Here is a 24,639-nt window from a genome sequence, read left to right as displayed (position 1 = left end):
GGAATGGCCAAGGACAGTCTGCCCGAGCTCGAACTCGCCAACGTGCGCACGCGCGAGCGCATCACGGACACCGTGACGGAGCTGAAGCGGCGCGCGGACCTGCCCGCCCGCACCCGTCTGGCGGTCGCCAAGACGAAGCAGCGGTGGCACCGCGACCCCACGCCCCTGGTGGCGATGGGGCTGACCGGCCTGACCGGTGTCGCGGCGATCGTCCTCGGTGTCGCGCTCCGGAACAAGCCCGCCGGGCACCTGGCGCAGCCGCCGGCGAGCTCGGCCTTCACCGCGCTGCTGCCGTTCGGCGCTCGGGGTGACGCCCCGTCGGCGCAGGAGCGGTCGCAGGGCGGTCGGAAGGGTCGCAAGGCACGGGCGAAGGCCGCCGAGGAAGCCCTCGAGCGTGACCCGGCGCACCGGGGCCGCGTGAAGCAGCAGGTCGGCATCGCCGCGGTGCAGCGACGCGCGAACAAGAACCGCAAGCAGGCGGTCAAGCGGTCGAAGGCGGCCGTGAAGGCGAGAGGCTAGTCCCATGGCGCACGAAGAGCAGAAGCCGGACCCGGACGACTCCCGGAAGCCCGACAACCCCACCGACCTGAAGAAGCCGACGCTCGTCTACACGCTGAAGAAGACGCTGCGCGAGTTCACGAGCGACCAGTGCACCGACCTGGCCGCGAGCCTGACGTACTACTCGGTGCTCGCGCTGTTCCCCGGGCTGCTGGCGGTCGTGTCGCTGCTCGGCCTGGTCGGGCAGGCCGACAACACGATCAAGACCCTGCTGCAGATCGTCGGCAACATCGGGTCCGACCAGGTCGTGGACCTGATCAGGGAGCCGCTCGAGGGGCTCGTCCGCTCGCCCGCCGCCCCGATCACGTTCATCGTCGGTGTCGTCGGAGCCCTCTGGTCCGCCTCCGGCTACGTCGGCGCCTTCGGTCGCTCGATGAACCGGATCTACAACGTCCGCGAGGGCCGGCCGATCTGGAAGCTCCGCCCGACCATGCTCGGCGTCACGGTGACCACCGTCGTCCTGCTCGTGGTCGGCCTGCTCGTGCTGGTGAGCGGGCCGCTCGCCCGGAGCTTCGGCGACGTCATCGGCCTGGGCGACGTCGCCGCGACCGTGCTGCTGATCGTGCAGTGGCCGATCCTGCTCGTCATCGCGATCATCGTCGTCGCGGTGCTCTACTACTGGTCGCCGAACGTCAAGCAGCCGAAGTTCCGCTGGGTCAGCGGCGGGTCGATCCTGGCGATCCTCATCTGGGTCATCGCGAGCGTCGGGTTCGGGTTCTACGTCGGGAACTTCTCGAACTACAACGCCACGTACGGCTCCCTGGGTGGGGTCATCGTGTTCCTGCTGTGGATCTGGATCACGAACAACGCCCTGCTCTTCGGTGCCGAGTTCGACGCCGAGATCGAGCGGGGCCGCGAGCTGCAGGCCGGCATCCGTGCAGAGGAGGACATCCAGCTCCCCGAGCGCGACACCCGCCAGATCGAGAAGCAGGACGAGCAGCGCGCGCATGACGTGCTCGAGGGCATCCGCATCCGCCAGGGCGTCGACAACGACTGAGGGTCGCGCGTCCGACCGGCGCTGACGGGCGCTCTCCGGGTCGGGACGCTACGGTGCGAGCGTGCCGTCCTTCCTCGAGGGGCTCCCGTTCCGGTGGCTCGTCCTCGCGCTCTTCGCGATCGTGTTCTGCCGTGCGCAGGCCACGTACTGGGTCGCGCGGCTCGCGGTGACGGGTGCGTCCCGCTCGCGGTGGGGCGGGTGGCTGCGGTCGCCGGCGGTCCGTCGTGGTTCGGCGCTGCTCGACCGCTGGGGCCTGCCTGTCGTCACGGTGAGCTTCGTCGTGGTCGGCCTGCAGACGGTGATGAACGCCGCAGCAGGGCTGGCACGGGTCGCCTGGTGGCGGTACACGATCGCGATGGTCCCTGGCTGCGTCGCGTGGGCCTTCCTGTACGCGACCGTCGGGCTCGCCGTGTTCTGGGCGGTCGTCGCGGCGCTCGCCGGCTCGCCGTGGGGCATCGTGGCGCTCGCTGGTCTCGTGGTCGTCGCCGGCGTCGCACTGACGGTCCTGCGTCGTCGCCGTGACCGCACAGGAGGCCCGGCCCGGCTTCCGTAGGCTGGCCTCCGTGACGACAGACCAGCTCCTGAACCGTCCGGTCGCCCTGGTGACCGGAGCCACCCGCGGCATCGGCCGCGCGATCGCCGCCGACCTCGGCCGCACCCACCACGTGCTCGTGGGTGGCCGATCCGCCGACGCCGTGGACGCCCTCGTCCAGGAACTGCCGAGCGCGGCGCCGTTCGTCGGTGACCTGGGCGCGGGCGAGGTCCCGGCGCTGCCGGCGCGCCTCGACGTGCTCGTGCACTCCGCCGGTGTCGAGCAGGGCACCACCGTCGCCGACACCCCGCGCGCGGTGTGGGAGCAGGTCTTCGCGACGAACGTGTTCGCGGTCGCCGAGCTCACCCGGCTGGCGCTGCCGGCACTGCGGGCGGCCCGGGGCATCGTCGTGCCGATCAACAGCGGCTCCGGGTTCCACTCGGGCCCCGGCGGTGGCGTGTACGCGGCGTCGAAGTTCGCGCTGCGGGCCTTCGCCGATGCCCTGCGCGAAGAGGAGCGGGCGAACGGCGTGCGGGTGTCGAGCGTCCACCCGGGCCGGACCGACTCGGACATGCAGCGGCAGCTCGTGGCGAAGCTCGGGGAGTCCTACGACACCGACTACTACCTGGCGCCCGAGGACGTCGCCGCCGCGGTCCGCACCGTCGTCGACCTGCCCGAGCGCGGCACCGTCGAGTCGCTCGCGATCCGACCGACCCGACGGCGCTGACGCGCTGACGGCGACGGCGCCGACGACCGACTACCGCAGCTCGATCCGTTCGTCGAGCTCGAGCCGTTCCAGGAACGTCTCGTCGTGGCTCACCACGACGAGTGCACCTCGGTAGGCCCGCAGCGCGTCCACGAGCTGGTCGACGCTCGTCAGGTCGAGGTCGTTCGTGGGCTCGTCGAGCACGAGCAGCTGCGGCGGCGGGTCGGCGAGCACCAGGGCAGCCAGCGCAACCCGGAACCGTTCCCCGCCGGACAGGTCCCCGGCCGGACGGTCGACGGTGTCGCCGCGCACCAGGAACTTCGCCAGCCGGTTCCGGACCTCGGCGACGGGCACGTGCGGGGCGTCCCGGCGCACGTTGTCGAGCACCGTGGCGGTGTCGTCCAGGCTGTCCTTCCGCTGCGGCAGGTACGCGATCCGGTCGACGTGGGCGACGGCCGTGGTCGCCGGCAGCGGGTGCTCCCGGGCCGCGGGGTCGCCGACGAGCTGCTCGAGCAGCGTGGACTTGCCGACGCCGTTGTCCCCGGTGACGGCGATCCGTTCCGGCCCCTGCACGATGACGTCCCGTCCGCGGACGGTCACGGTGGCGATCCGACGCGATGCCGGCACGTCCGGGTCGGGCAGGGTGACGTGGATCGACTCGTCGTCGCGCAGACGGAGTTCGGCCTCACGCTGGGACGCAAGTGCGGCAGCTTCGTCGTCCGCGTACCCGACGCGCAGACGACCGGCGGTCTCCTGCGCCTTCTTCCGCTGCTCGTTCGCCAGGATCTTCGGCATCGAGCGGCCCGCCTTCTCGCCCGCCTTGGCACGACGGGCGATCTTCGTCTCCGCCTCGATGCGCTGCCGCTTCTCGGTACGGTGCCGCTGCTCGGCGACCCGGACCTCGCGCTCGACGGCCGCCTGCTGCACGGCGAGGTGCTCCTCGAACGCGCTGAAGGTCCCGCCGAACACGGTCACCGCCCCGGCGCGGAGCTCCACGGTCTCGTCGACGTGTTCCAGGAGTTCCCGGTCGTGGCTGACGAGCACGAGCGTTCCGCGCCAGTCGTCGACCAGGTCGAGGAGCAGCCCGCGGGCCCGACGGTCCAGGTTGTTCGTGGGCTCGTCCAGGAACACGATCGGTCGCGCGCGCAACCGCACCCCGGCGACGGCGACGAGCACGGACTGCCCGCCGGACAGCGTCGACACCGGCCGGTCGAGGTCGGTGCCGTCGAGCCCGACCCGGTCGAGCACCGCGGCGGCCCGTTCCTCCAGGTCCCAGTCGTCGCCGACTGCCTCGAGTTGTGCGGCCGTGGCGTCTCCGGCCAGGACGGCCCGGAGCGCGGTGAGTGTGGGCCGGATGCCGAGCAGGTCGGCGACGGTGTCGTCCGCGCTGGCGTGGGCCCACGCCGCCGGTTCCTGATCGACGCGCCAGCGGCGATCAGGCCGTGCCGGTGGGGAGAGTCGTTGCGGCAGGTGGTCGACGGGACCCGACGTCGCGATGCTGCCCGACGTGGGGTGGAGCCGGCCGGTCACGAGCCGGACCAGCGTGGACTTGCCGGCCCCGTTCCTCCCGACCAGGCCGGTCCGGCCTCGTCCGAAGGCGGCGGTGAGGTGGTCGAGCGCGACGGTGCCGTCGGGCCAGGCGAAGGTGACGTCGTGCAGGACGACGGACGGACTGGTCGGCATGGAGGTGTCTCCCGGTGTCGATGCTGGGCGCACGACACCGAGGCCACCGCGGTGCGGTGGAGCGCCCGACGGGGCGCGCGATCACGGTGTCAGCGCGTGGGCTGAGCGGTACCGGTGATCGACAGCAATCCGTCTGCTTCCGTCGGGGGACCCCCGTGTCCGCCATCCGTTCCGCCGGTCGGTCTCCCGCCCCGGCGGCCCCGCGATGACGACGAGGTGACCTCCACGGTAATCCCGTGACACGGGCGCCCGCAAGGGATGACAGGCTGGGGGCATGCCGGAGAACCTGTTGCCGACCCCGTCGTCGAACCCCGAGACCCTGCTGCCCGCTGAGCCGGAGGTGACCGCCGCGATCGAGGCGGACGCCCCCGTCGCCAGCGTGGTCGTGTCCCACCCGTCGTCGAGCCTGGCGTGGGCGCTGCTCGCCGACGAAGCGTGGGCGCGCGGCGCGACCCTGGAGTCCTACGCGTACGCCCGTGTCGGGTACCACCGCGGGCTCGATGCCCTGCGCAAGGCCGGCTGGCGCGGTGTCGGCCCGGTGCCGTGGTCGCACGAACCGAACCGTGGCGTGCTGCGGGCGTTGTTCGCCCTGCGCCGTGCGGCCGAGGCGATCGAGGAGCCGGGCGAGGCTGAGCGCCTGACCGACTTCCTGAACGCGAGCGACCCCGAGGCCCTGCGCGCCCTGTCCGCTGGCGCGTAGCGCCCGCACGCAAAACACCGGTGTTCACACTGCACGCCGCGGGATGCGGGTGTGCAACGTGCGAACACCGGTGTTTTGCGAGAGCCGACCCCGCCTAGCCCAGCAGCACGCTCCAACTGAACGCCTGCGGCCAGAGCTGGTGCTCCGGCAGCACGTCGAGTCCGCACGCCCGGCTGCCGAGCCCGTGCTGCGCGGCGTCGAGGTACAGGTACAGGTGGTCCGACGTCGGCAGCTCGTACGGGTGCTCGGCGCGGTCGATCTGCTGCGCGGTCCACGGCGACAGGGTGAACCCCGCACGGTGCGACCCAACGGTCGACACCGTGAACGGCCCGACGGACAACGAACGCAGGCCAGGCCGGTGCCCGGTCTCCTGCGGCCGCGAGTACTCCACCCCGAGCGAGCGCACCGGCGCGGTGAACCGCCCGACCCGGGCAGCGTGCGAGGAATCGGCGTACGACTCGAGCGGTCCGGTCCCGAACCAGGTCGCGTCCCCGTCCGCCAGCGATGCCGGCAGGTCGAACCGCACCCCGATCCGCGGCCACGTGACGTCCCACGCGCCGAACGGCACGGCGTCGGTCTGCAGCACGAGCCCGTCGGACGTCAGGGTCCAGCGGTGCGTGACCTCGAGGCCCCACCCGCTGTTCGCCGCCGCGACGCGCACGCGTTGTTCCAGGCCGGAGTCGGTGCGCGACACCGACACCAGCCGGTGCGTCAGCCGGTCCAGCCCGCGATCGCGCCAGCGCGTCGCCGACGGGGGAGCCGTCGGGTCGCCGACACCGTGCGTGAGCACCGGGTCCGCGGTCTCGTAGCCGCCCTGTGACGCCAGGCTGTCGTTGTCGGTCGGTGCGCGCCAGAGTTCCAGGCGGGGCCCGGCCACCTCGTGGCCCTTCCAGGACACCAGGTCACCGCGCGCGTTGAACGTGCCGTCGCCCAGGTGGTCGCCGTCCCACCCTTGCCTGGAGGCCCGTGGTGCGTCCGCCGCGCGCGCCGCGACGAGCCGCTGGGTGCGTGCGACGACGTGGCCGGTGTCCGCCCACGCGGTCGGCCCCGCCAGTTCCACGGTCAGGTCGAACCAGAGCTCGTCGCCGGGTGCGAGTTCGGACGTGGCCGCGTCGAGCACCTCCGCGGGCACCGGGACCGTCGCCGACGCACGTGCGGCGACGATGCCCGTGGACAGGCGCCCCGAGGCCTCGACCGCGCCGTTCCGCGACAGGGTCCAGCAGAGCCGGAGCCCGGCGGTCGAGGCCGAGTGGTACCGGTTCTCGACCAGCACCGTGGTGTCCGAGACCGCCAGGCGGATCGGGGCCACGACGGCCGCGAACTCGGCGAGCCCCGGGGTCGGGGTGTCGTCGGGCAGCACCAGGCCGTCCATCACGAAGTTGCCGTCGTGCACGACCTCGCCGAAGTCGCCGCCGTACGCGTAGTAGTCCTCGCCGGTGGGTGTCTTCGCGAGCAGGCCGTGGTCCCGCCACTCCCACACGAACCCGCCGTGCAGCCGCGGGTACCGGTCGACCAGGGCTTCGTACTCGGCGATCTGCCCGGGGCCGTTGCCCATGGCGTGCACGTACTCGCAGTGGATGAAGGGCTTCGACTTCTGGCGCGCCGCCTCGGCCGGGCCGCAGCCGAGCAGGGGCGTCGGGGTGCCGCCGCCGATGGACTCGGTCTCCTGCAGCGTCGGGTACATCCGCGAGTAGACGTCGGTGTACTCGCCCGTGTAGTCGCCCTCGTAGTGCACGGGGCGCTCGGCGTCGCGGTGGTGCACCCACTGCGACATCGCCGCGAGGTTCCGGCCGGTGCCGGACTCGTTGCCGAGCGACCACATCACGATCGACGCGTGGTTCTTGTCGCGCTCGACGGTGCGGGCGATGCGGTCGAGGTAGGCCTCGGCCCACGCCGGGTCGTCGGAGGGGTTGCCGACCCAGTCGGTGAACAGGAACCCGTGGGTCTCCAGGTCGCACTCCAGGACCACCCAGAACCCGAGCTCGTCGGCCAGGTCGAGCACGCGGGGGTGCGGCGGGTAGTGCGAGGTGCGGATGGCGTTGACGTTGTGCCGCTTCATCAGCGCCATGTCGGCGCGGGCGTGCTCCTCGTCGAACACCCGGCCGCGCACGGGGTGGGTCTCGTGCCGGTTCACGCCGTGGAACACCACGCGCTCACCGTTCACCAGGAACCGGTCGCCGACGATCGACACGGTGCGGAACCCGAGCCGGAGCGAGACGGCCTCGCCGCCGGCGGTACCGCCGGCGTCGGTGCCCGTCGACAGCGTCGCGTCGTACAGCTTCGGCAGCTCGGCGCTCCACGGCTCGACGCCCTCGACCTCGATCGGTGCGACGTCGTCGGCCGTTGCCCAGGTCACGTCGAGGCCCAGGTCGGGCACCGCGAACCGCACCGGGAACACCGCGTCGAGCGTCGGGAACGTGATCGTGCCGGTCCCCGTCTCCGGGCGCCCCGACGCCGCGGTGCCCGCCGATGCAGCCGTGCCGAGCGTCGCCTGCCAGCCGGCCTGGACGAACACGTCGTCGATCGCCGCCGTGGGCCGGGCGAGCAGCGTGACGTCGCGGAAGATGCCCGGCAGCCACCACTGGTCCTGGTCCTCCAGGTAGGACGCCGCCGACCACTGGTGCACCCGGACCGCGAGCTCGTTCGCTCCCGGCCGCACCAGGTCGGTGACGTCGAACTCGGTCGCCAGGCGCGAGCCCGTCGACCAGCCCACGAGCGTCCCGTTCAGCCACACCCGGAAGTGCGACTCGACCCCGTCGAACCGCAGCAGCACCCGGCCGGCGGCGTCGAACGACGACGGCAGCTCGAACGTGCGGCGGTGGTCCCCGGTCGGGTTCTCCTCCGGCGGGTGCGGCGGGTCGATCGGGAACGGGTACTGCAGGTTCGTGTAGCTCGGCGCACCGTGGCCGTGCAGTACCCAGTGCGACGGCACCGGGAGCTCGCCCCAGGCCGGGTCGTCGTCCTCCCCACCCTCGGTCGCGAAGTCCTCGGAGACCGAGGCGACGGGCGACCACCGGAACCGCCAGTCCCCGTTCAGCGACAGGGACGGGGCGTCGGTGTGCAGCCAGGCACGGGGTGCCAGCCGCGAGTCGGAGCCGGGTGCGGTGGACGAGAGTGCGGAGTGGGTCAACCCTTGACCGATCCTTCCGTGAGGCCTCCACGCCAGAAGCGCTGGAGGACGATGATGGCGATGACGAGCGGGATGACCGAGACGAGCACCCCGCCGGTGGTGAGCTGGTAGAACTCCGGCAGGCGGTCGACCTGCGAGCGCCAGTTGTTCAGACCCAGTGTTATCGGGTACAGCTTCTGGTCTGCCAGCATGATGAGCGGCAGGAAGAAGTTGTTCCAGATCCCGACTACCTGGAACAGGAACACGGTGACGAGCGCAGGGGTCATCTGCCGGAGCACCACGGTGTGGAAGATCCGCAGCTCACCGGCACCGTCGATGCGTGCCTGTTCGAGCAGGGTCGTGTCCACCGAGGCCGCGGCGTACACCCGGCACAGGAACAGGCCGAACGGCGACACCAGGCTCGGGATGAGCACGCTCCAGTACGTGTCGGTCAGCCCCATGGTCGAGAACAGCAGGAACAGCGGCAGCGCCGTCGCGGTCCCCGGCACGAGCACGCCGCCGAGGATCGTGCCGAACACGAACTGGCGCCCCCGGAAGTCGTACTTCGCCAGCGCGTACCCGCCGGCCGCGGCGAAGTAGGTCGCCAGGACCGCACCGACGCCGGAGTACAGGATGCTGTTCGCGATCCACCGGACGAAGATGCCGCCGTCGTAGGTGAACACCTGCTGCAGGTTGCTCCAGAGCGCGAACTCGCCGCCGAACCAGAACCCGTTCGTCGAGAACAGCGCGCCCGTGGTCTTCGTCGCCGCGATGACGACCCAGTACAGCGGGACGATGAAGTACAGCGCGACGACGACGAGGATCCCCGTGACGACGATCTGCGAGCGTGGGGACCGGTCGAGCTTCCGGCGCGCGCTGGAGCTCTGGGAGACGCGCCTGCGGCTCCGCGACGCCAGCGCCGAAGGAGCCTGCGACTGAGGGACATCCGGTAGGGACACCTTCGAGGTCGATTCCGTGGATGTCATCGGTCAGTCCCTTCGGTGGTCGCGACGCGACCGGCCTGGAGGCCCGGGTCGGCTTGGGTGGTGACCGTGCTGCCCGCCGCAGCGCGCGTCTGGAGCGCGGTGCGGGCCTCCCGGCCGTCGCGCCGTGCGCGCTTGCGTCGGTCGCGTTCGTCCTTGGGTGGACGGTTCGTCAGCGCGAGGAACGTGAACGACAGGATGAACGCGGCCAGGGCGATGATGACCGCCTGCGCACTCGCGACGCCGTACTCGTTGAACGCGAACGCGTTCGTGTACGCGGCGTAGTTCGGCGTGTACTCGGTGTCGATCGCCGGGGCGACCGTCGACAGGATCTGCGGCTCCGCGAAGAGCTGCAGCGTGCCGATGATCGAGAACACCGTCGTGAGCACCAGGGCCGGGGCGATGAGCGGGATCTGGATCCGCCACGCGACCTGGAACGCGTTGGCGCCGTCCACCTTCGCGGCTTCGTAGACCTCGCCGGGGATGGACTTCAGCTGCGCCACGATGATGAGCATGTTGTAGCCGGTGTACGTCCACGTGACGATGTTCGCGATCGACCACAGCACGCTGTTGGCGCCGAGGAAGTCCGGCTGCAGCCCCATCGACTGCAGCAGCGACACGATCGGCGACAGACCGGGCACGTACAGGAACGACCACAGGATCGTGGCGATGACCCCGGGGACGCCGTAGGGCATGAAGTAGACCGCCCGGAAGAAGCCCGGCCAGCGTGCGCTCGCCGACTCGAGCAGCAGCGCGAGGATCGTGCAGGCGATGATCATCACCGGGACCTGGACGATGCCGAAGAGCAGCATGCGGCCGATCGATGCGACGAACCCGCTGTCCTGCAGGGCGATCACGTAGTTGTCGAACCCCGCGAACCGGCCGACCACACCGTCCTCGCCGAACAGGCCCTCGCGGTCGACGGTGGTGAACGACTGGAACAGGGCACTGATGATCGGGATGACGAACGTCAGCAGGAACAGGGCCAGGAACGGGGCGAGCAGGATCCACGGGGCACGCTTCTGCGCGCTCGTGGCCTTCGTGCTCGTGCGGAACGCGGGGGTACTGCCGGCCGGTCGACCGGTGGTCCGTGGGGTGGTGGTCTGCTGGGTCATCGTGCCGTCCTGACGCTGAGGCCCTTGTCCTTGAAGGACTGGACGATCTCCCGCTGAGCGAGCTCCACGGCGTCACTGAGCTTCAGGCCCGAGGTGATCTTGCGGCGGAACTGGTTCTGCAGGCTGGTGAAGGCCGACTGGGTCACCGGGGACCAGGACCAGTCGATGTTCTGCTCCTTCGAGGCCGGCACGAAGACGTCCTCGTTGTAGTTCTGGCCGGAGAACCACTTCGACGGCTTCTCGCGCTGCGCCCCGATGTAGTCGACCGCGGGCGACCAACCGATGCCGCAGTACTTGATCATCGCGTCGATGCCCTCCTTCGAGGTGGTCATCCACGTGATGAACTCGAGCGCTTCCCGCGGGTGCTTCGCGTTCGCCAGCACCGCGGCCGTCGAACCGCCGATGGCGCTCGAGCCGAAGCCGTCGGGGCCCCACTTCTGCATCGGGGCGACCTTCCACTTGCCCTCGCCGCCCTGCACCGACTCGATGAGCGCGTCACCCCAGCTCGCACTGGTGACCGCGGCGATCTTGCCGCTCGCGGCTGCCGCGTACCACCCGGGGGAGTACGCGCCGGCGCTCGTGTCGACGAGCTTGTCGTCGATCACGCCGTCGAAGAAGTCGGCGACCATCAGGGTCTTGTCGTCGGTCATGTCGACGACCCACTCGTCGCCGTCGACCTTGAACCAGCGCGCACCGGCCTGCTGTGCGTAAGCGGCGAACGGTGAGGCGTCGGCGACCGGGAACACCTCGAGGTAGTTCTGCTTGCCGGTGCTCCGGACCTTGTCGGCCAGGTCACGCCACTCGTCCCACGTCGTCGGGGGTTCGCCGCCGGCCTGCTCGAGCAGCGCGGTCTGGTAGTAGAAGCCCATCGGGCCGGTGTCCTGCGGGATGCCGTAGATGCCGTCGACGAACGACACCTGCGCCCACGCGGCCTCGTCGTACTTCGACTGGAAGTCCTTCGCGCCGTACCGGGCCAGGTCGACCAGGCCGTTGGCGAGCATGAACTCGGGGATCTGCCGCAGCTCGACCTGCCCGATGTCCGGGCCACCGCCGGCCGCGAGCGCGGAGTACATCTTCTGGTACCCGCCGCTGTTGCCGCCGGGGATCCAGTTCGCCGACACCTGGATCTTCGGATGTGTCTTGTTCCAGACGTCGCAGACCTTCTGCAGGTCCTTGAGCCAGGCCCAGTAGGTGAGCTGGACGGTCTCACCCGAGGCCGCGGCGGGCACGAGGGCCGCCTTGTTGACGTTGGTCGAGCCCGGGACCGCACAGCCGGCGAGGAGCCCCGCCGCCGCCGAACCGAGGCCGAAGCCCAACAGGTGTCGTCTCGTGATCGGTCGTTGTGGTGGCGCCATTGCCGCACTCCGTTCGTCGTTGATCGGGGTTGCCCACACCCAACCACAGAACCGAATGCCGTTGTGGTTTCGTGACCGTACCGACACTGCGCGTTCCCGGCGCACCTTGGAACGGCCCCAGGCCCGGGCGCGGACCGTGGGGTCACAGAGCAGACACCGACGCCCCGGACGGCGAAGGCCGCCGGCGGCACGACCGGGAGGAGAAGCGATGACCGAACGCGGGAACACCACCCATCGCCCCGAACTCGACGAGCAGCTCGCGCACGAGGCGCAGAGCATCGTCCAGGGGCACGGCAGCAACGCCCACGTCGAGGAGTTCCGGCAGTCCGAGCCGGTCCCCGACGACACCGACGGCCCGGAGACCGTCGCCGCGTCGGGCTACGACGGCGAGCTCGAGGGCGAGCTGCAGGACGACACCACCGACGTGCTCCCCGAGGACGACGCCGACCGGGCCGACCCGCTGCCCACCGGCGAGGGCGACGGAGCCGACGCGACCGTGTACCGCACCGAGACCAGGGAGGGCAGCACCGATGGCTCTGACGCAGAATGACGCGCCGCACCTGCAGTCCGGGATCGCCGAACGCCTGAAGCGCGGGGGCACCTGGACGTGGGCCTACGTCGACGCGTCCGGTGACCGTGAGGACCCGCAGCACCACGCAGCCCTGCAGCGCCGGAAGGCCGAGGACGTCCTGCGGTCGGCCGGGGCGGACGCCGAGGTCATCGACACGGTGATGGCCGAACTCGAGGAGACGCCCGGGGTGCCCGCGCCGGTCAGCCGGTACGTGCTCGTGCACGACGGCGAACTCGTGCTCAGCGAGGTCCTGCCCGGTCCGATGCACGCTCCGACGTCGATCGGCCACGACCCCGTGCCCGACCTGCTGCCGCTCCTGGCGCACCGGCCGCTCGACCTGCCGTTCCTGATCGTCGAGGTCGGTCGCGAGGGCGGTGGCCACCGCGCCTACCGTCTCGGCCACGCCGACGTGCCGGACCGGCGCGACGAGCAGCGCGTGCAGGGCCGCACCGACACGCTCCACAAGTTCCAGGGCGGCGGCTGGTCGCACCTGCGGTGGCAGCACCACACCGAGGAGATCTGGCGCGACAACCAGAACGAGGTCGCCACGTCCGTCGACGAGGCCTTCCGGCGGCTGCAGCCGAAGCTCATCGTCGTGGCGGGGGACATCCGTGCACGGGGGCTCCTGCTCGACCAGTTGTCCACCGAGGCTCGAGCCGTCGTGTCCGAGGTCCCGGTCGACCCCCGGGCGTCGGACGCGTCGGAGACCGCGCTCGTCGAGCACGTCGACATCGCGCTCGCCCGGGTCATCGCGACCCGCCGGCACGACTTCGAGGACCTGCTCCGCACCCACGTCGGCCGCGGGGACAACCAGACGGTCACCGGCCTCGGATCTGTCGTCGAGGCGCTGCAGCAGGCGCAGGCCTCGGTCGTCGCGATCGACGCCGCCGCGATCGGCGACCGCACCCTGCTCGCGCTGGGATCGGCGCCGTGGATCGCCACGGCACCCGAGCAGGCGGCGGGTGCGCCGGCCATCGGTCCGGTGCCGGCCGTGTGCGCGATCGTCCGGGCGGTCGCCCTCACCGACGCGGAGCTGCTGCTCGTGAACGCTGCGTCGCTGCCGAACGGTGCGCCAGCCGCGGCGTTGCTGCGGTGGCCGGTGGGACCGGCGGTGCCGGCCGCCTGAGCGGTGACCGGACGACGGACGGGAGGCCCGGTGCCAGCTGGTACCGGGCCTCCCGTCCGTCTCGGCGCGATCCTGCGGGCCGCCACGACGGCCGCGTATAGCGTCCCCGCCATGACCGACGACCGCCGACGTGAGCTCGGCACCAGCGACGCACCCGTGGAGGACGAACTCGCGGAGTCCTTCGACGCGACCATCGAGGAGGGCGCGGAGCGGCTGCAACGGACGGCCCGGGCCGTCCTCGTCACGGGGTTCTTCGGTGGCCTCGAGGTCGGTCTCGGGGTGATGGCGTACCTCGCCGTGCTCACCGAGACCGACAGCCACCTGCTCGCCGGGCTGGCCTTCGGCATCGGCTTCATCGCGCTGCACCTGGCGCACAGCGAGCTCTTCACCGAGAACTTCCTGATGCCGGTCGCGGCCGTTGTCGCCCGCGAGGGGACCGTGCTGCAGCTCGTGCGACTGTGGGGCGGCACCCTCGTGGCGAACCTCGCCGGTGGATGGGTGTTCATGTGGCTCGTCGTCCAGGCGTTCCCGCAGTGGCACGCCACACTGTCGGAGTCGGCGCACCACTACGTCGACGCGCCGTTCGGGCTGCAGAGCATCGTGCTGGCGGTCCTGGGCGGCAGCACCATCACCCTGATGACGCGGATGCAGCAGGGCACCGACTCGGACCCCGCGAAGCTCGTCGCCGCCGTGGCCGGAGGCTTCCTGCTCGCCGGGCTGCAGCTCTTCCACTCGATCCTCGACTCGCTGCTCGTCTTCGGTGCGATCCAGTCGGGCGCGGACATCACCTACGGGCAGTGGCTCGGCTGGTTCGGCTACACGCTGCTGTTCAACGTCCTCGGTGGGCTGGTGCTCGTGACGGCGCTGCGTCTGCTCCGGACGAAGGAGCTCATGCAGGACCGCCGCCGGGAATCCCAGGACGACCCCGAGCGTGCGGACCACGAACAGGGCTGACGAGCGCGAGGGGCGGAGCGGACGGAGGGGGTCGATCGCGTTGCGTCGCGCGGACGGTCAGTCGTGGGAGCGGTCTCGGCGGGGCACCAGCGGGACGGCCAGCAGCGGGAGCACCGCCACGATGCCGAACGACGCCGCGAAGCCGAGCGCGCCGACCAGGGCGCCGATGCCCGGACCGACGGCGCTCGCCGCGATGAACTGCCCGGTGTTCTGCGCCCCGAGCGCCCGCCCCGACCAGAACGGCCCCGCCGCCTCGGCGACGGACGTGTACGCCAGCCCGTTGTCGGCGACCGTCACGCTCGTCGCGAGCACCAGGAACACCGCCGCCCCGGCCAGGTGCGTGGCGTCGACGACCGCGAGCACCGCCATCACCACCGCCGCGCTCACCGCGACGATCCGCAGGGGGCCGACGCGCGACCCGGCCCGGTCGCTCCAGCCACCGACCAGGATCCGGCCGATCGCCCCGACGAACTGCGCGGCACCGACCAGCAGGCCGGCCGCCGGTGTCGACCACCCGAGGCCCACGAGCCAGACGAGCCCGTACGTCGACAGGGTGAACTGCGGCACCACGAGCAGGACCGACACCGCGTGCACCCGCCACAGGAACCCGCTCGAGCGGTAGGGGTTGGCGGTCGCCGTGGCCACCGCGGCACGGGTCGGACGGGGCGGGTCCGAGATCCCGATCGCGCAGCACACCGCGAGCACGGCGCACAGCACGATCGGCAGGACCAGGGCCGCACGGATCCCCGAGCCCTCGGCCAGCTGCGGCACCGTCACCGCGGCGAGCGTCACCCCGAGCGGCTGCGACATCTGCCGGATGCCCATCGCGAGCCCGCGGCGCTCCTTCGGGAACCACCCCACCACGACCCGGCCGCTCGCGGCGTTCGTCGAGGCACTCGTCATGCCGCCGGCCAGGAACGCCAGCCCGAGCAGCACCGGGTCGCCCGCGGCCAGCCAGGCGCCGACGACGGTCAGTGTGGTGAGCACGAGCCCACCGGCGATGACGATGCGCTCGCCGAACCGGTCGGTGATCGCGCCCCACGCGATGAGTGTGAGGACCATGCCGAACGTCGGAGCGGCGGCGAGCAGCCCGGCGGCCGGCAGGGACGTCCCGCGGCTGAGCAGGTGCGGGATGAGGAGCGCCGGCGCGGACACCACGAGCGTCCCCGCCGCCTGGGCCGCGACCCCGAGGGTGAGCATCGTCCAGGCGCGGGCGGAGACCGGTGGTGTCGTGGTGGATCGCTGCGGCGCGTCGGTCGTGGGCATGCGTCTCGGCCGTTCGTCGTCGTTCCAGCACGGAACGAATTGGTATACCACAACGGTATACCATTCCGGCCGCTCCGCCGCTAGGCTTGTCCGCCGTGACCGACCCGACCGACGACGCACCCGTGTCGCAGACGGCCCAGCTCTACGACAACCTGCGCGCAGCCATCCTGACCCTCGACATCGCACCGGGGGAGCGCATCTCGGAGCGTGGGCTCGAAGCACGGTTCCACGCCTCGCGCACGCCCGTCCGCGCCGCACTGTCGCGGCTCGAGCGTGAGGGGCTCATCCTGCACGAGGGCCGTTCGTGGACGGTCACCCCGATCGACCTCGACGAGATCGCCTCGCTCGCCGAACTCCGCGGCATCCTCGAACCCGCCGCCGCACGGCTCGCCGTCGAGCGCGCCACCGCCGAGCAGCTCGCGGAGGTCCGCGGGCACCTCGACACCCTCCGTCCCACCCCCGACCAGCAGGCCGGCATCCGGATGGGGTCGACGTTCCACCTGGACCTCGCCGCGCTCGGCGGCAACCGGTTCGTCACCGATGCGATCGCCGATGCCCTGACGCGGCTCGAGCGCACGCGCTGGATCGAGGTCCGCACGCCCGAGGCGCGCGACGCCGCATGGGACGAGCACAGCGCCATCATCGACGCCGTGCGCGACGGCGACGCCGACCGTGCAGCGGAGCTCGTGGCCGCCCACGTCGCCGGCACCAACGACCGACTGCTGAGCTGGATCGCGCAGGAGCGCCGACGCCTGCGCGGGGCGGGCATGACGATCGTGGGCGCGACCGAGCGCTGACGCGGGCTGCGCTTGGGCGGTGCGCCGGGCCTCCTGGCCGTGGCGGGGGAGACCCGGCGTGCACCGCTAGGGGCGGTCCGCCGACTCCGGCGACGCGTCGGCGTCGTCGAACGTGCGGATCGAATCCGTGCGTTCGAGCAGCGCGTCGCGCACCTCGGCCTCGTCGTGGCTCGCGCGGAGTGCGAGCTTGCTCCCGGAACGTGTCGACTGTGACATGTCGTGTCCTTCCCCTGCGTGTGGGCAACCTGGTCGGTGCGGGCCCGCGGCCCGCCGGTGCGCTTCCTCACGGGACGTACTGAGGTCGGAACAGTGTCGCGCGACCCCCGCTGTCCCGCAAGCGTTTCCGGCACCGTGTGGAGAACTCCCGGTACAGGGCATGCCTAGGATGGTCCGGCCGCATGGTCGAGGCGCGGCACCAGCGGACGTCGGACGGGAGGCACGGGTTGGCCGACCAGCGCACCGCACCTCCCACGGTCTACGACGTCGCCTCTGCAGCCGGCGTCTCCATCGCCACCGTCTCGCGCGTGCTCCGCACGCCCGACGCCGTCCGCGAGGGCACCCAGGACCGCGTGCAGGCAGCGATCCGGAGCCTCGGGTACGTCCCGTCCGGCAATGCCCGGGCCCTCGCCGGCAAACGCACCGGCGTCGTCGGACTGCTGCTGCCCGGCTTCGACGTGGTGCCCGACGAGCGGCCGGACCTGGTCACCGACGGTGGCGTCCGCGTGGTCGACGACCGACGCCACGTGACCCAGCCGTTCTCGTCCAACCTGTACTTCGACGAGGTCCTGCGCGGCGCCGAGACCGAGGCCTGGCAGCGTGGTCTCGCGCTCATGGTCGCCGCCGGCCGGGGGTCGTCGCGCGACGTCATCGTGAACGACGTCGCCGGCCGGGTCGACGGGCTCGCCGTGCTGGCGCAGACGGTGCCCGACGACCTGCTCGAGCACGTCGCCCGACGCATCCCGGTGGTGGTGCTCGCCGACGACCGGCGCTCGCACGGGTTCGACTCGGTGAGCGTGGACAACGCCGCGGGCATGCGGACCCTGGCGTCGCACGTGATCGGGCGTCTGGGGATCCGGTCCCTCGCGTACGTCGCGGGCCCGATCGACTCGCCCGACGACATGGAGCGCTCGGCGGGGTTCCGGGCAGCGCTGGCCGACCACGGGGTGCCGGCCTCGGCGGTGCGCACGGTGCACGGTGACTTCGGCAGGGCCCGGGCGCGGGAGCTCGCGGTGTCGCTGCTGTCCGACGTCGTCCCCCGCGCCGTCGTCTGCTCGAACGACCAGTCCGCGCTCGGGGTGCTCGACGCCGCCGCTGCCCGCGGGCTCCGCGTGCCGGAGGACCTCGTCGTGACGGGGTTCGACGGCATCGACGCCGGTCGGTTCTCGTCGCCGCGCCTGACCACGGTGCACCAGCCGATGGGGGCGCTCGGCCGTGCTGCGGTCCTGGCGATCGTCGACCGGCTGGAGCGCCGCGAGGGGCCGCCGCGCGCCGTGCGCCTGCCCGTCGAGGTGCTGCTGCGCGAGAGCTGCCCGCCCGCGCTGTAGCGGGGTGCGAGCCTCGCACCGTGAGGCCTTGCACATCCCGTGCGCCCTTGCTCGCTCAGTGCGAGCCTGGAGCCGCGCACGGAGCGGGCAACCTCGCACCAGTCGGCGCACCTCGCACCGTGCGCCGCCCGCCCTCGGGGCCGCAACCTCGCACCACGCGCGACGCCCTCGCACCGTGCGACCTCCCGCGCCGACGACACCTCGCGCCGTGCCGCCCCGCGAAACAACACCTGCGGTTGCACGCCACGATGTAAGCGCATACATTGAGCACGTACCGAATCGACATGGAGGTCGACCGAGCAATGACGCTTCCCCCACAGCGCACGCGCGGCACGCGTGACCCAGGCCCACGCCGCCGAGGCCGCCTCGTCGCGGCCATCGCCGGCCTCGCCGCAGTGGCCCTCGTGGCCACCGGCTGCAGCATCCAGGTCCGATCCGAACCCGATCCCACCATCGGCAAGGACACGATGCTCATCAACGCGGACCGCGGCAACCCGCTGTTCGACCGCAACTTCAACCCGTACATCGCGAACGCCCGCACGGCCTCCAAGTGGATGTACGAGCCCCTCATCGAGGTGAACCCCCTCGACGGCAAGCGCAACCCGTGGCTCGCCAGCGCGTGGAGCCAGCCCGACGCGAAGACCATCGACATGACGATCCGCTCGGGTGTCGAGTGGTCCGACGGTTCGTCCTTCAGCGCGAAGGACGTCGTCTTCACCTTCGACCTGCTCAAGAAGTTCCCCGCCATGGACGTCAAGGGCGCCTGGCAGCACATCAAGAGCATCGAGCAGGACGGTGACCACGTCGTCTTCCACCTCAAGAGCGAGGACGTCCCGAGCCTGACGATCATCGGCCAGACGTACATCCTGGGCGAGGACCACTGGGGCGGCGTGAAGGACCCGACGACCTGGCGTGACCCGAACCCCGTCGGCACCGGGCCGTTCGTGCTCGGCAACTACACCGACCAGCAGTACTCGATGAACAAGAACCCGAAGTACTGGCAGGCCGACAAGATCGCCATCAAGCACCTCATCCTGCCGGCGACGAACACCCAGCTCGACACCGTCACCCGCGGCTACGACTGGGCGTACTCGTTCATCTCCGACGTCAAGGGCACCTGGGGTGCCGCGTCGAAGACGAACGAGTGGTGGTTCCCGGCCGGCGGTGTGATCGGCCTCATCCCGAACCTCACGAAGGCGCCGTACAGCGACGTCAACGTCCGCCGGGGCATCTCGCTCGCGCTGGACCGTGACGCCATCGCCGAGACCGCGTCCGAGGGCAACCTGTCGGCGGCGGGCCAGACCGGCCTGATCCTGCCGAACCAGGAGCGCTACCTCAACCCGGACATCCCCGACAAGGGCATGATCACCCAGGACACGAAGGCGGCGCTCGCGAGCTTCGAGAAGTCCGGCTACTCGGTGCAGGGCGGCAAGGTCGTCAAGGACGGCAAGCAGCTCGCGATCACGATCATGACCGCGAACGGCTACTCCGACTGGCTCCGCGCCGCGCAGGAGGTCCGCCGCGAACTCACCGCCATCGGCATCAAGGTGACGATCCAGGCGCCGCAGCCCGCCGGCTACCAGCAGAACATCAACAACGGCGAGTTCGACATGGCGATGGGCGGCATGGGCAACGGTGACGTCTACCAGGCGTTCAACTCCCTGCTCAGCACCGAGTTCTACCAGCCGGTCGGCAAGTCGACCGTCAACAACTACGAGCGCTACAAGAACGCCGACACCCAGAAGCTCCTCGACGAGTACAAGGCGACGACGGACACCGCGAAGCAGCAGGAGATCCTCGACCAGCTGCAGCAGACCGTGTACGACGAGCTCCCCGTCATCGGCATGTACTACGGCGGGCTCTGGGGCCTGTTCAACACCGGCAAGTTCGTCGGCTGGCCGAGTGCGAAGGACCCCTACATGGCACCGCAGAACTACGACTCGGCACCGCTGCTCATCTTCACGAAGCTCCGGCTGCGCGACAGCGCCGCCGGCAAGCAGATCCTGCAGGAGCAGAAGGCGCAGGAGGACCAGAAGTGAAGTACATCCTCCAGAAACTCGTCCTCTTCGTCCTGACCCTCTGGGCCGCGGTGACGCTGAACTTCGTGCTCCCGCGCCTGATGCCCGGCAGCCCGGCCGACGCCGCACTCGCGAAGCTCAGCCAGAACGGTCCGGTCACCGACGCCACCAAGAAGGCCATCGAGGCCCAGCTCGGGGTACCGACCGGCAACCTGTGGGACCAGTACGTCAGCTACCTGCACCAGGTCATCACCCTCGACTTCGGGACGAGCTACACCTTCTACCCGCAGCCCGTCGGCGACCTCGTGTCGAAGGCCCTGCCGTACACGCTGATCCTCGTCGGGGTCGTCACGATCCTGGCGTTCGTCCTCGGCACCCTGATCGGTGTCGCGGCAGCGTGGAAGCGCGGTACCTGGCTCGACTCGCTCCCGACCCTGTCCGGCAGCTTCATGTCGACGTTCCCGTACTTCTGGACCGCCCTGCTGCTGCTGTTCTTCCTCGGCTACGTGCTGCACTGGTTCCCGACCACGGGTGCCTACTCGGCCACGACGACGCCCGGCCTGAACGGTGCCTTCTTCGGCGACGCCCTGCAACACGCGGTGCTGCCGGCGGTCACGATCCTGGTGACGAGCCTCGGCGGCTGGATCATCGGCATGCGCAACGCGATGATCAACACCCTCGGTGACGACTACGTGACCTTCGCCGAGGCCAACGGCCTCCGCGGACGCACCGTCGCCATCCGCTACGCGGCCCGCAACGCGATCCTGCCGAACCTGACCGGCTTCGGTCTGGCGCTCGGTGGCGTGGTCGGCGGTTCCGTCCTGGTCGAGCAGGTCTTCGGCTACCCGGGCATCGGCTACCTGCTGTTCAACGCCGTGATCGGGCAGGACTACCCGCTCATGCAGGCCCTCTTCCTGATGATCACCGTGTCGGTGCTCATCGCCAACTTCATCGTGGACGTCATGTACGGCGTTCTGGACCCGAGGACGCGTCGATGACCAACGCAACCGTGTCGGTGCGCACACAAGAGAACGCACCCAACGAAGAACAGCAGGCGCCGAGCAAGCTCCGCGCCGCCGCCCGCCAGTTCGGCGTCGTCTGGTCGAACAAGAAGGCCCGGATCGGCATCATCATCCTCGGCGTCTTCGTGTTCGTGGCGGTCTTCGCCCCGCTCCTGGCCCCGTACGGCGCCAGCCAGAACGGCTTCGCCCGGTCCGCCGACGCGACGCCCGACCACTGGATGGGCACCACCGCCGCCGGCGAGGACGTCCTGTCCCAGATCATCTACGGCGCTCGCATCTCGGTCATGGTCGGCGCGGTCGCGGGCATCCTGTCCACGCTCGTCGCCGTCGCGATCGGCCTCAGCTGGGGCTACGTCCGCGGCTGGATCGCCGAGGTCATCGGGTTCATCGTGAACCTGTTCCTCGTCATCCCGGGTCTGCCCCTGATGATCGTCATCGCCGCCTACCTGCAGAACGGCGGCATCGCGGTGATCATCGCGGTCATCGTCGTGACCGGTTGGGCGTGGGGTGCGCGTGTGCTCCGTTCGCAGACGCAGTCGCTGCGCGGCCGGGACTTCGTCACCGCCGCCCAGTTCTCCGGTGACGGCGCGACCCGCATCGTGTTCCGCGAGATCCTGCCGAACATGACGAGCCTGATCGTCGGCAGCTTCTTCGGCGCCGCCACCAGCGCCATCCTCGCCGAGGCGGGCCTCGAGTTCCTCGGACTCGGCGACTCGTCGATCGTCAGCTGGGGCACGATCCTCTACTGGGCGCAGAACTCGAACGCGCTCCTCACGGGGCAGTGGATCCTGCTCTTCGCGCCGGGTCTCTGCATCGCGCTGCTGGCGATGAGCCTCACCCTGATCAACTTCGGCGTCGACGCCGTGTCCAACCCGCGGCTGCGCGACGGCGCACGGCCCCGTAAGGAGAAGCGCGCATGAGCGGCTTGCCAGAAACGCACCCGGCAGACGGCCTGGAGGCGCCCACCGGCGCCGCCACGGGCCTCCAGTCCGACGCCCGTCACGACCAAGGCGACGCCTCCGTCCTGCTCGACGTCCGCGACCTGTCGGTCGTCTACGAATCGGCCGGTCAGAGCGCCGTCCAGGCCGTCGACCACGTGTCGTTCCAGCTACAGAAGGGCGAGTTCGTCGGCCTGGTCGGCGAGTCCGGTTCGGGCAAGTCGACGCTCGGCTACGCGCTGACCCGGCTGCAGAAGCCGCCGGCGCGCACGAACGGCGGCAGCATCGTCTTCGCGGGCAAGGACATCCGCGACCTCGACGACGAAGCCCTGCGCCAGCAGCGGCAGGGCGGCTTCGCCATGGTGCTGCAGTCCGGCATGAACGCGCTCAACCCGGTGCGCACGATCCGGAACCACTTCATCGACGTCTTCAGGGCGCACGGCCACGTGTCGCGCGACCGCTGGGACGCCCGGATGAAGGAGCTCATCGAGAAGGTGAAGCTGCCGACCTCGATGCTCGCCCGGTTCCCCGGGGAGCTCTCCGGCGGTATGCGGCAGCGCGTGTCCATCGCCCTGGCGCTCTCGCTCGAGCCGCAGCTCATGGTGTTCGACGAGCCGACGACGGCGCTCGACGTGCTCGTGCAGCACGCCGTGATGGACACGATCATCGAGCTGCAGCGCACCGAGGGCTTCACGGCGATCCTGATCAGCCACGACCTCGGCATCGTCCTCGAGGCCACCGAGCGCGTCCTCGTGATGCACGAGGGCCGCATCGTCGAGGACGGCGGCTCCCGCGAGATCCTCCGTGACCCGCAGGACGAGTACACGCAGATGCTGCTCTCGCACTACGCCGACCCCCGCGCCGAGGTGGTGTCGCTGCCGGGCTTCCCGGACCGCTCGCTCCGCGCCGAGGCCGGCGAGAAGCGCCAGGAGACGACCTCGTCGTTCAGCACCGTCGGGTCCCGCGAGCGCAGCGCTGCCCGCAACCCGATCGTCGTCGACCACATCGTGAAGACCTACCCGGCGCCCCGCCGCGGTGAGCAGCCGGTGCAGGCCGTGCGCGACGTGTCGTTCACCCTCGAACCCGGGCAGTCGCTCGCCCTGGTCGGCCAGTCCGGTTCGGGCAAGTCGACCATCGCGAAGCTGCTCACCGGGGTCGAGAAGCCGACCACCGGCACGGTCCGGTTCGGGGACCTCGACGTCGCCCGCCTCGGCAAGCGCGGCCTGCGGGACCTGCGTTCCGAGGTGCAGATGGTGTTCCAGGACCCGTACTCGGCGCTCAACCCGCTGCACACGGTGGAGTACACGCTGTCCCGGCCGATCGCGAACTACACCGGGCTGACCGGCCGTGATGCCCGGCGCCGGGTGCTCGAGCTGCTCGAGACGGTGGGGCTCACCCCGGTCGAGCAGTTCGCCCAGAAGCTCCCGCACCAGCTCTCCGGCGGGCAGCGGCAGCGCGTGGTGATCGCCCGGGCACTCGCGAGCGACCCGCAGGTGATCATCGCCGACGAGCCGGTGTCGATGCTCGACGTGACGCTGCGTGCCGGGGTGCTCGCACTGCTCGAGGACCTCCGCGAGCAGTGGGGCGTCTCGCTCCTCTACATCACGCACGACCTGCTGAGTGCGCGGCTCATCACGGACGACATCATGGTGCTCCACGAGGGCGCCGTGGTCGAGCGGGGTCACACGGCCCAGGTGCTGCAGGACCCGCAGGACCCGTACACGATCGCCCTCCTCGACGCCGTGCCGAACCCGCGCCGCACGCTCTCGGAAGGACGACCATGACCACCCTGCACGACTTCCCGACGGTCCCGCCGTTCGGGCACCTGCCCACCCCGGACGGCGTCGACGTCGTGGGGATCGACGTCCCGGTCGGGCGGCTCACGGCCTACCGGATCGTGCCCGAGGGGGTGTCGAAGGGCACCGTGCTCATCGTCCCCGGGTACACCGGCTCGAAGGAGGACTGGCGCACGTTCCTGCCCGTCCTCCGCGACGCCGGGTGGACCGCGGTGGCGATCAGCCGGCGTGGTCAGGCCGACTCGGCAGCGCCGACCGAGCCGCGGGACTACTCCCTCGACGAAGAAGCGGCCGACGTCGTCCGGGTCGCGCGCCTGCTCGACGACGGCGCCCCCGTGCACCTGGTCGGGCACTCGCTCGGTGGTGTGATCGTCCGGGCGGCCGCGCTGCAGGACCCGACGGCGTTCCGCGACGTCGTGCAGTTCTGCTCCGGTCCGCACGGGTGGCCGTACCGCAAGGTCGCCGAGCTGACGATCCTGCACGACACCGGTGGGAACCTCCGGCAGCTGTTCGACTCGACGAACCCGCTCTGGGCGTACCGGCCCGACGAGGAGCTGCCCGACGACGTCCGGATGGTGCGCGACCGCTTCGACGCGACGAGCCCGCTCAGCGTCGTCGCCGGTGGCCACATCCTCGAGGACCACACCGACGCCTCCGACGCGCTGCGCGCCACGGGCCTGCCGGTCCTCGTCGCCCACGGCGAGTGGGACAACGCCTGGCCGATCCCGTGGCAGCGGGCGATGGCCGAGCAGACCGGCGCCGAGTACGTCGTCATCCCCGCGAGCTACCACGGCCCCCAGGTCGAGAACCCGCTCGGGACGGTCGCCGTCTTCGACGCCTTCCTGAGCCAGCACTGACTCGAACACGCA

At 71.0% G+C, this 24,639-nt stretch carries 21 protein-coding genes and 1 pseudogene; 15 read left to right on the top strand and 7 right to left on the bottom strand.

The features are described from left to right. Positions 1 to 3: 3 nt before the first annotated feature. The 4 genes from ITJ50_RS09785 (at position 4) to ITJ50_RS09770 (ending at position 2,814) form a co-directional block, all read left to right on the top strand. Complete coding sequence (locus ITJ50_RS09785) at positions 4 to 519, top strand: hypothetical protein (RefSeq protein WP_194590398.1); 516 nt, start codon at positions 4 to 6, stop codon at positions 517 to 519. 4 nt (positions 520 to 523) lie between these two features. Next, entirely contained in the window at positions 524 to 1,555 is a 1,032-nt protein-coding gene (locus ITJ50_RS09780; protein WP_194590397.1) for a YihY/virulence factor BrkB family protein, read from the top strand. Between the two features lie 61 nt (positions 1,556 to 1,616). Continuing rightward, entirely contained in the window at positions 1,617 to 2,108 is a 492-nt protein-coding gene (locus tag ITJ50_RS09775) for a DedA family protein (protein ID WP_017886411.1), read from the top strand. A gap of 10 nt (positions 2,109 to 2,118) precedes the next feature. Further along, positions 2,119 to 2,814, top strand: a complete 696-nt coding sequence (locus tag ITJ50_RS09770; RefSeq protein WP_194590396.1) for an SDR family oxidoreductase — start codon at positions 2,119 to 2,121, stop codon at positions 2,812 to 2,814. Between the two features lie 30 nt (positions 2,815 to 2,844). On the opposite strand, the gene ITJ50_RS09765 is transcribed toward ITJ50_RS09770, so the two are convergent. Further along, a complete protein-coding gene (locus ITJ50_RS09765; protein ID WP_194590395.1) occupies positions 2,845 to 4,476 on the bottom strand; it encodes an ABC-F family ATP-binding cassette domain-containing protein in 1,632 nt (543 codons plus the stop codon). 274 nt (positions 4,477 to 4,750) lie between these two features. Here ITJ50_RS09765 and ITJ50_RS09760 point away from each other — a divergent pair, with 274 nt between their 5' ends. After that, positions 4,751 to 5,176, top strand: coding sequence for a DUF3151 domain-containing protein (locus ITJ50_RS09760; protein WP_017886408.1), 426 nt, complete (start codon positions 4,751 to 4,753; stop codon positions 5,174 to 5,176). A 94-nt stretch (positions 5,177 to 5,270) separates the two neighbouring features. On the opposite strand, the gene ITJ50_RS09755 is transcribed toward ITJ50_RS09760, so the two are convergent. The 4 genes and pseudogenes from ITJ50_RS09755 to ITJ50_RS09740 all read right to left on the bottom strand — a co-directional run bounded on the left by ITJ50_RS09755 (position 5,271) and on the right by ITJ50_RS09740 (position 11,738). Then, positions 5,271 to 8,306, bottom strand: coding sequence for a glycoside hydrolase family 2 TIM barrel-domain containing protein (locus tag ITJ50_RS09755; RefSeq protein ID WP_194590394.1), 3,036 nt, complete (start codon positions 8,304 to 8,306; stop codon positions 5,271 to 5,273). Continuing rightward, complete coding sequence (locus ITJ50_RS09750; RefSeq protein ID WP_017886406.1) at positions 8,303 to 9,271, bottom strand: carbohydrate ABC transporter permease; 969 nt, start codon at positions 9,269 to 9,271, stop codon at positions 8,303 to 8,305. The genes ITJ50_RS09755 and ITJ50_RS09750 overlap by 4 nt, the downstream gene beginning before the upstream one ends. A gap of 161 nt (positions 9,272 to 9,432) precedes the next feature. After that, positions 9,433 to 10,383: pseudogene (locus ITJ50_RS09745) on the bottom strand (carbohydrate ABC transporter permease); the annotation flags it as partial. Then, on the bottom strand, positions 10,380 to 11,738 hold the full coding sequence (locus ITJ50_RS09740) for an extracellular solute-binding protein (protein ID WP_194590393.1): 1,359 nt from the start codon (positions 11,736 to 11,738) through the stop codon (positions 10,380 to 10,382). The gene ITJ50_RS09740 and the pseudogene ITJ50_RS09745, both read right to left, overlap by 4 nt. A 208-nt stretch (positions 11,739 to 11,946) precedes the next feature. Here ITJ50_RS09740 and ITJ50_RS09735 point away from each other — a divergent pair, with 208 nt between their 5' ends. From ITJ50_RS09735 to ITJ50_RS09725, 3 genes are all read left to right on the top strand, one after another. Next, positions 11,947 to 12,288: a hypothetical protein gene (locus ITJ50_RS09735; protein ID WP_017886403.1), complete on the top strand. Its 342-nt coding sequence runs from the start codon at positions 11,947 to 11,949 to the stop codon at positions 12,286 to 12,288. Then, positions 12,269 to 13,435, top strand: a complete 1,167-nt coding sequence (locus ITJ50_RS09730) for a Vms1/Ankzf1 family peptidyl-tRNA hydrolase (RefSeq protein WP_194590392.1) — start codon at positions 12,269 to 12,271, stop codon at positions 13,433 to 13,435. The genes ITJ50_RS09735 and ITJ50_RS09730 overlap by 20 nt, the downstream gene beginning before the upstream one ends. Positions 13,436 to 13,546: 111 nt before the next feature. After that, on the top strand, positions 13,547 to 14,389 hold the full coding sequence (locus tag ITJ50_RS09725) for a formate/nitrite transporter family protein (RefSeq protein WP_159557214.1): 843 nt from the start codon (positions 13,547 to 13,549) through the stop codon (positions 14,387 to 14,389). Between the two features lie 57 nt (positions 14,390 to 14,446). On the opposite strand, the gene ITJ50_RS09720 is transcribed toward ITJ50_RS09725, so the two are convergent. Continuing rightward, positions 14,447 to 15,655, bottom strand: a complete 1,209-nt coding sequence (locus ITJ50_RS09720) for an MFS transporter (protein WP_194590391.1) — start codon at positions 15,653 to 15,655, stop codon at positions 14,447 to 14,449. A gap of 95 nt (positions 15,656 to 15,750) precedes the next feature. On the opposite strand from ITJ50_RS09720, the gene ITJ50_RS09715 reads away from it, so the two are divergent. Further along, positions 15,751 to 16,452, top strand: coding sequence for a GntR family transcriptional regulator (locus tag ITJ50_RS09715; protein WP_235045662.1), 702 nt, complete (start codon positions 15,751 to 15,753; stop codon positions 16,450 to 16,452). A 66-nt stretch (positions 16,453 to 16,518) separates the two neighbouring features. On the opposite strand, the gene ITJ50_RS09710 is transcribed toward ITJ50_RS09715, so the two are convergent. Further along, positions 16,519 to 16,668 carry a hypothetical protein gene (locus ITJ50_RS09710; RefSeq protein WP_017886398.1) on the bottom strand — a complete coding sequence of 50 codons (150 nt, stop codon included), beginning with the start codon at positions 16,666 to 16,668 and terminating at the stop codon, positions 16,519 to 16,521. A gap of 182 nt (positions 16,669 to 16,850) precedes the next feature. On the opposite strand from ITJ50_RS09710, the gene ITJ50_RS09705 reads away from it, so the two are divergent. From ITJ50_RS09705 to ITJ50_RS09680, 6 genes are all read left to right on the top strand, one after another. Further along, positions 16,851 to 17,996, top strand: a complete 1,146-nt coding sequence (locus ITJ50_RS09705; protein ID WP_194590390.1) for a LacI family DNA-binding transcriptional regulator — start codon at positions 16,851 to 16,853, stop codon at positions 17,994 to 17,996. Positions 17,997 to 18,298: 302 nt separating this feature from the next. Beyond that, positions 18,299 to 20,035, top strand: coding sequence for an ABC transporter substrate-binding protein (locus tag ITJ50_RS09700; protein WP_228499456.1), 1,737 nt, complete (start codon positions 18,299 to 18,301; stop codon positions 20,033 to 20,035). Next, positions 20,032 to 21,012, top strand: coding sequence for an ABC transporter permease (locus tag ITJ50_RS09695; RefSeq protein WP_017886395.1), 981 nt, complete (start codon positions 20,032 to 20,034; stop codon positions 21,010 to 21,012). The genes ITJ50_RS09700 and ITJ50_RS09695 overlap by 4 nt, the downstream gene beginning before the upstream one ends. Continuing rightward, positions 21,009 to 21,956 (top strand): ABC transporter permease, encoded by a 948-nt coding sequence (locus tag ITJ50_RS09690; RefSeq protein ID WP_042538639.1) that lies wholly within the window; start codon positions 21,009 to 21,011, stop codon positions 21,954 to 21,956. Before ITJ50_RS09695 ends, ITJ50_RS09690 begins: the two co-directional genes overlap by 4 nt. Continuing rightward, positions 21,953 to 23,758: an ABC transporter ATP-binding protein gene (locus tag ITJ50_RS09685; protein WP_017886393.1), complete on the top strand. Its 1,806-nt coding sequence runs from the start codon at positions 21,953 to 21,955 to the stop codon at positions 23,756 to 23,758. Before ITJ50_RS09690 ends, ITJ50_RS09685 begins: the two co-directional genes overlap by 4 nt. Then, the gene (locus ITJ50_RS09680) at positions 23,755 to 24,627 is read left to right on the top strand and encodes an alpha/beta fold hydrolase (RefSeq protein ID WP_071250596.1); all 873 of its coding nucleotides are present in this window, start codon (positions 23,755 to 23,757) and stop codon (positions 24,625 to 24,627) included. The genes ITJ50_RS09685 and ITJ50_RS09680 overlap by 4 nt, the downstream gene beginning before the upstream one ends. Positions 24,628 to 24,639: the final 12 nt, after the last annotated feature.

It is taken from the genome of Curtobacterium sp. VKM Ac-2889 (genome assembly GCF_015350855.1).
Classification (GTDB): domain Bacteria; phylum Actinomycetota; class Actinomycetes; order Actinomycetales; family Microbacteriaceae; genus Curtobacterium; species Curtobacterium poinsettiae.
This window is presented reverse-complemented; position numbering and strand designations above follow the sequence as displayed.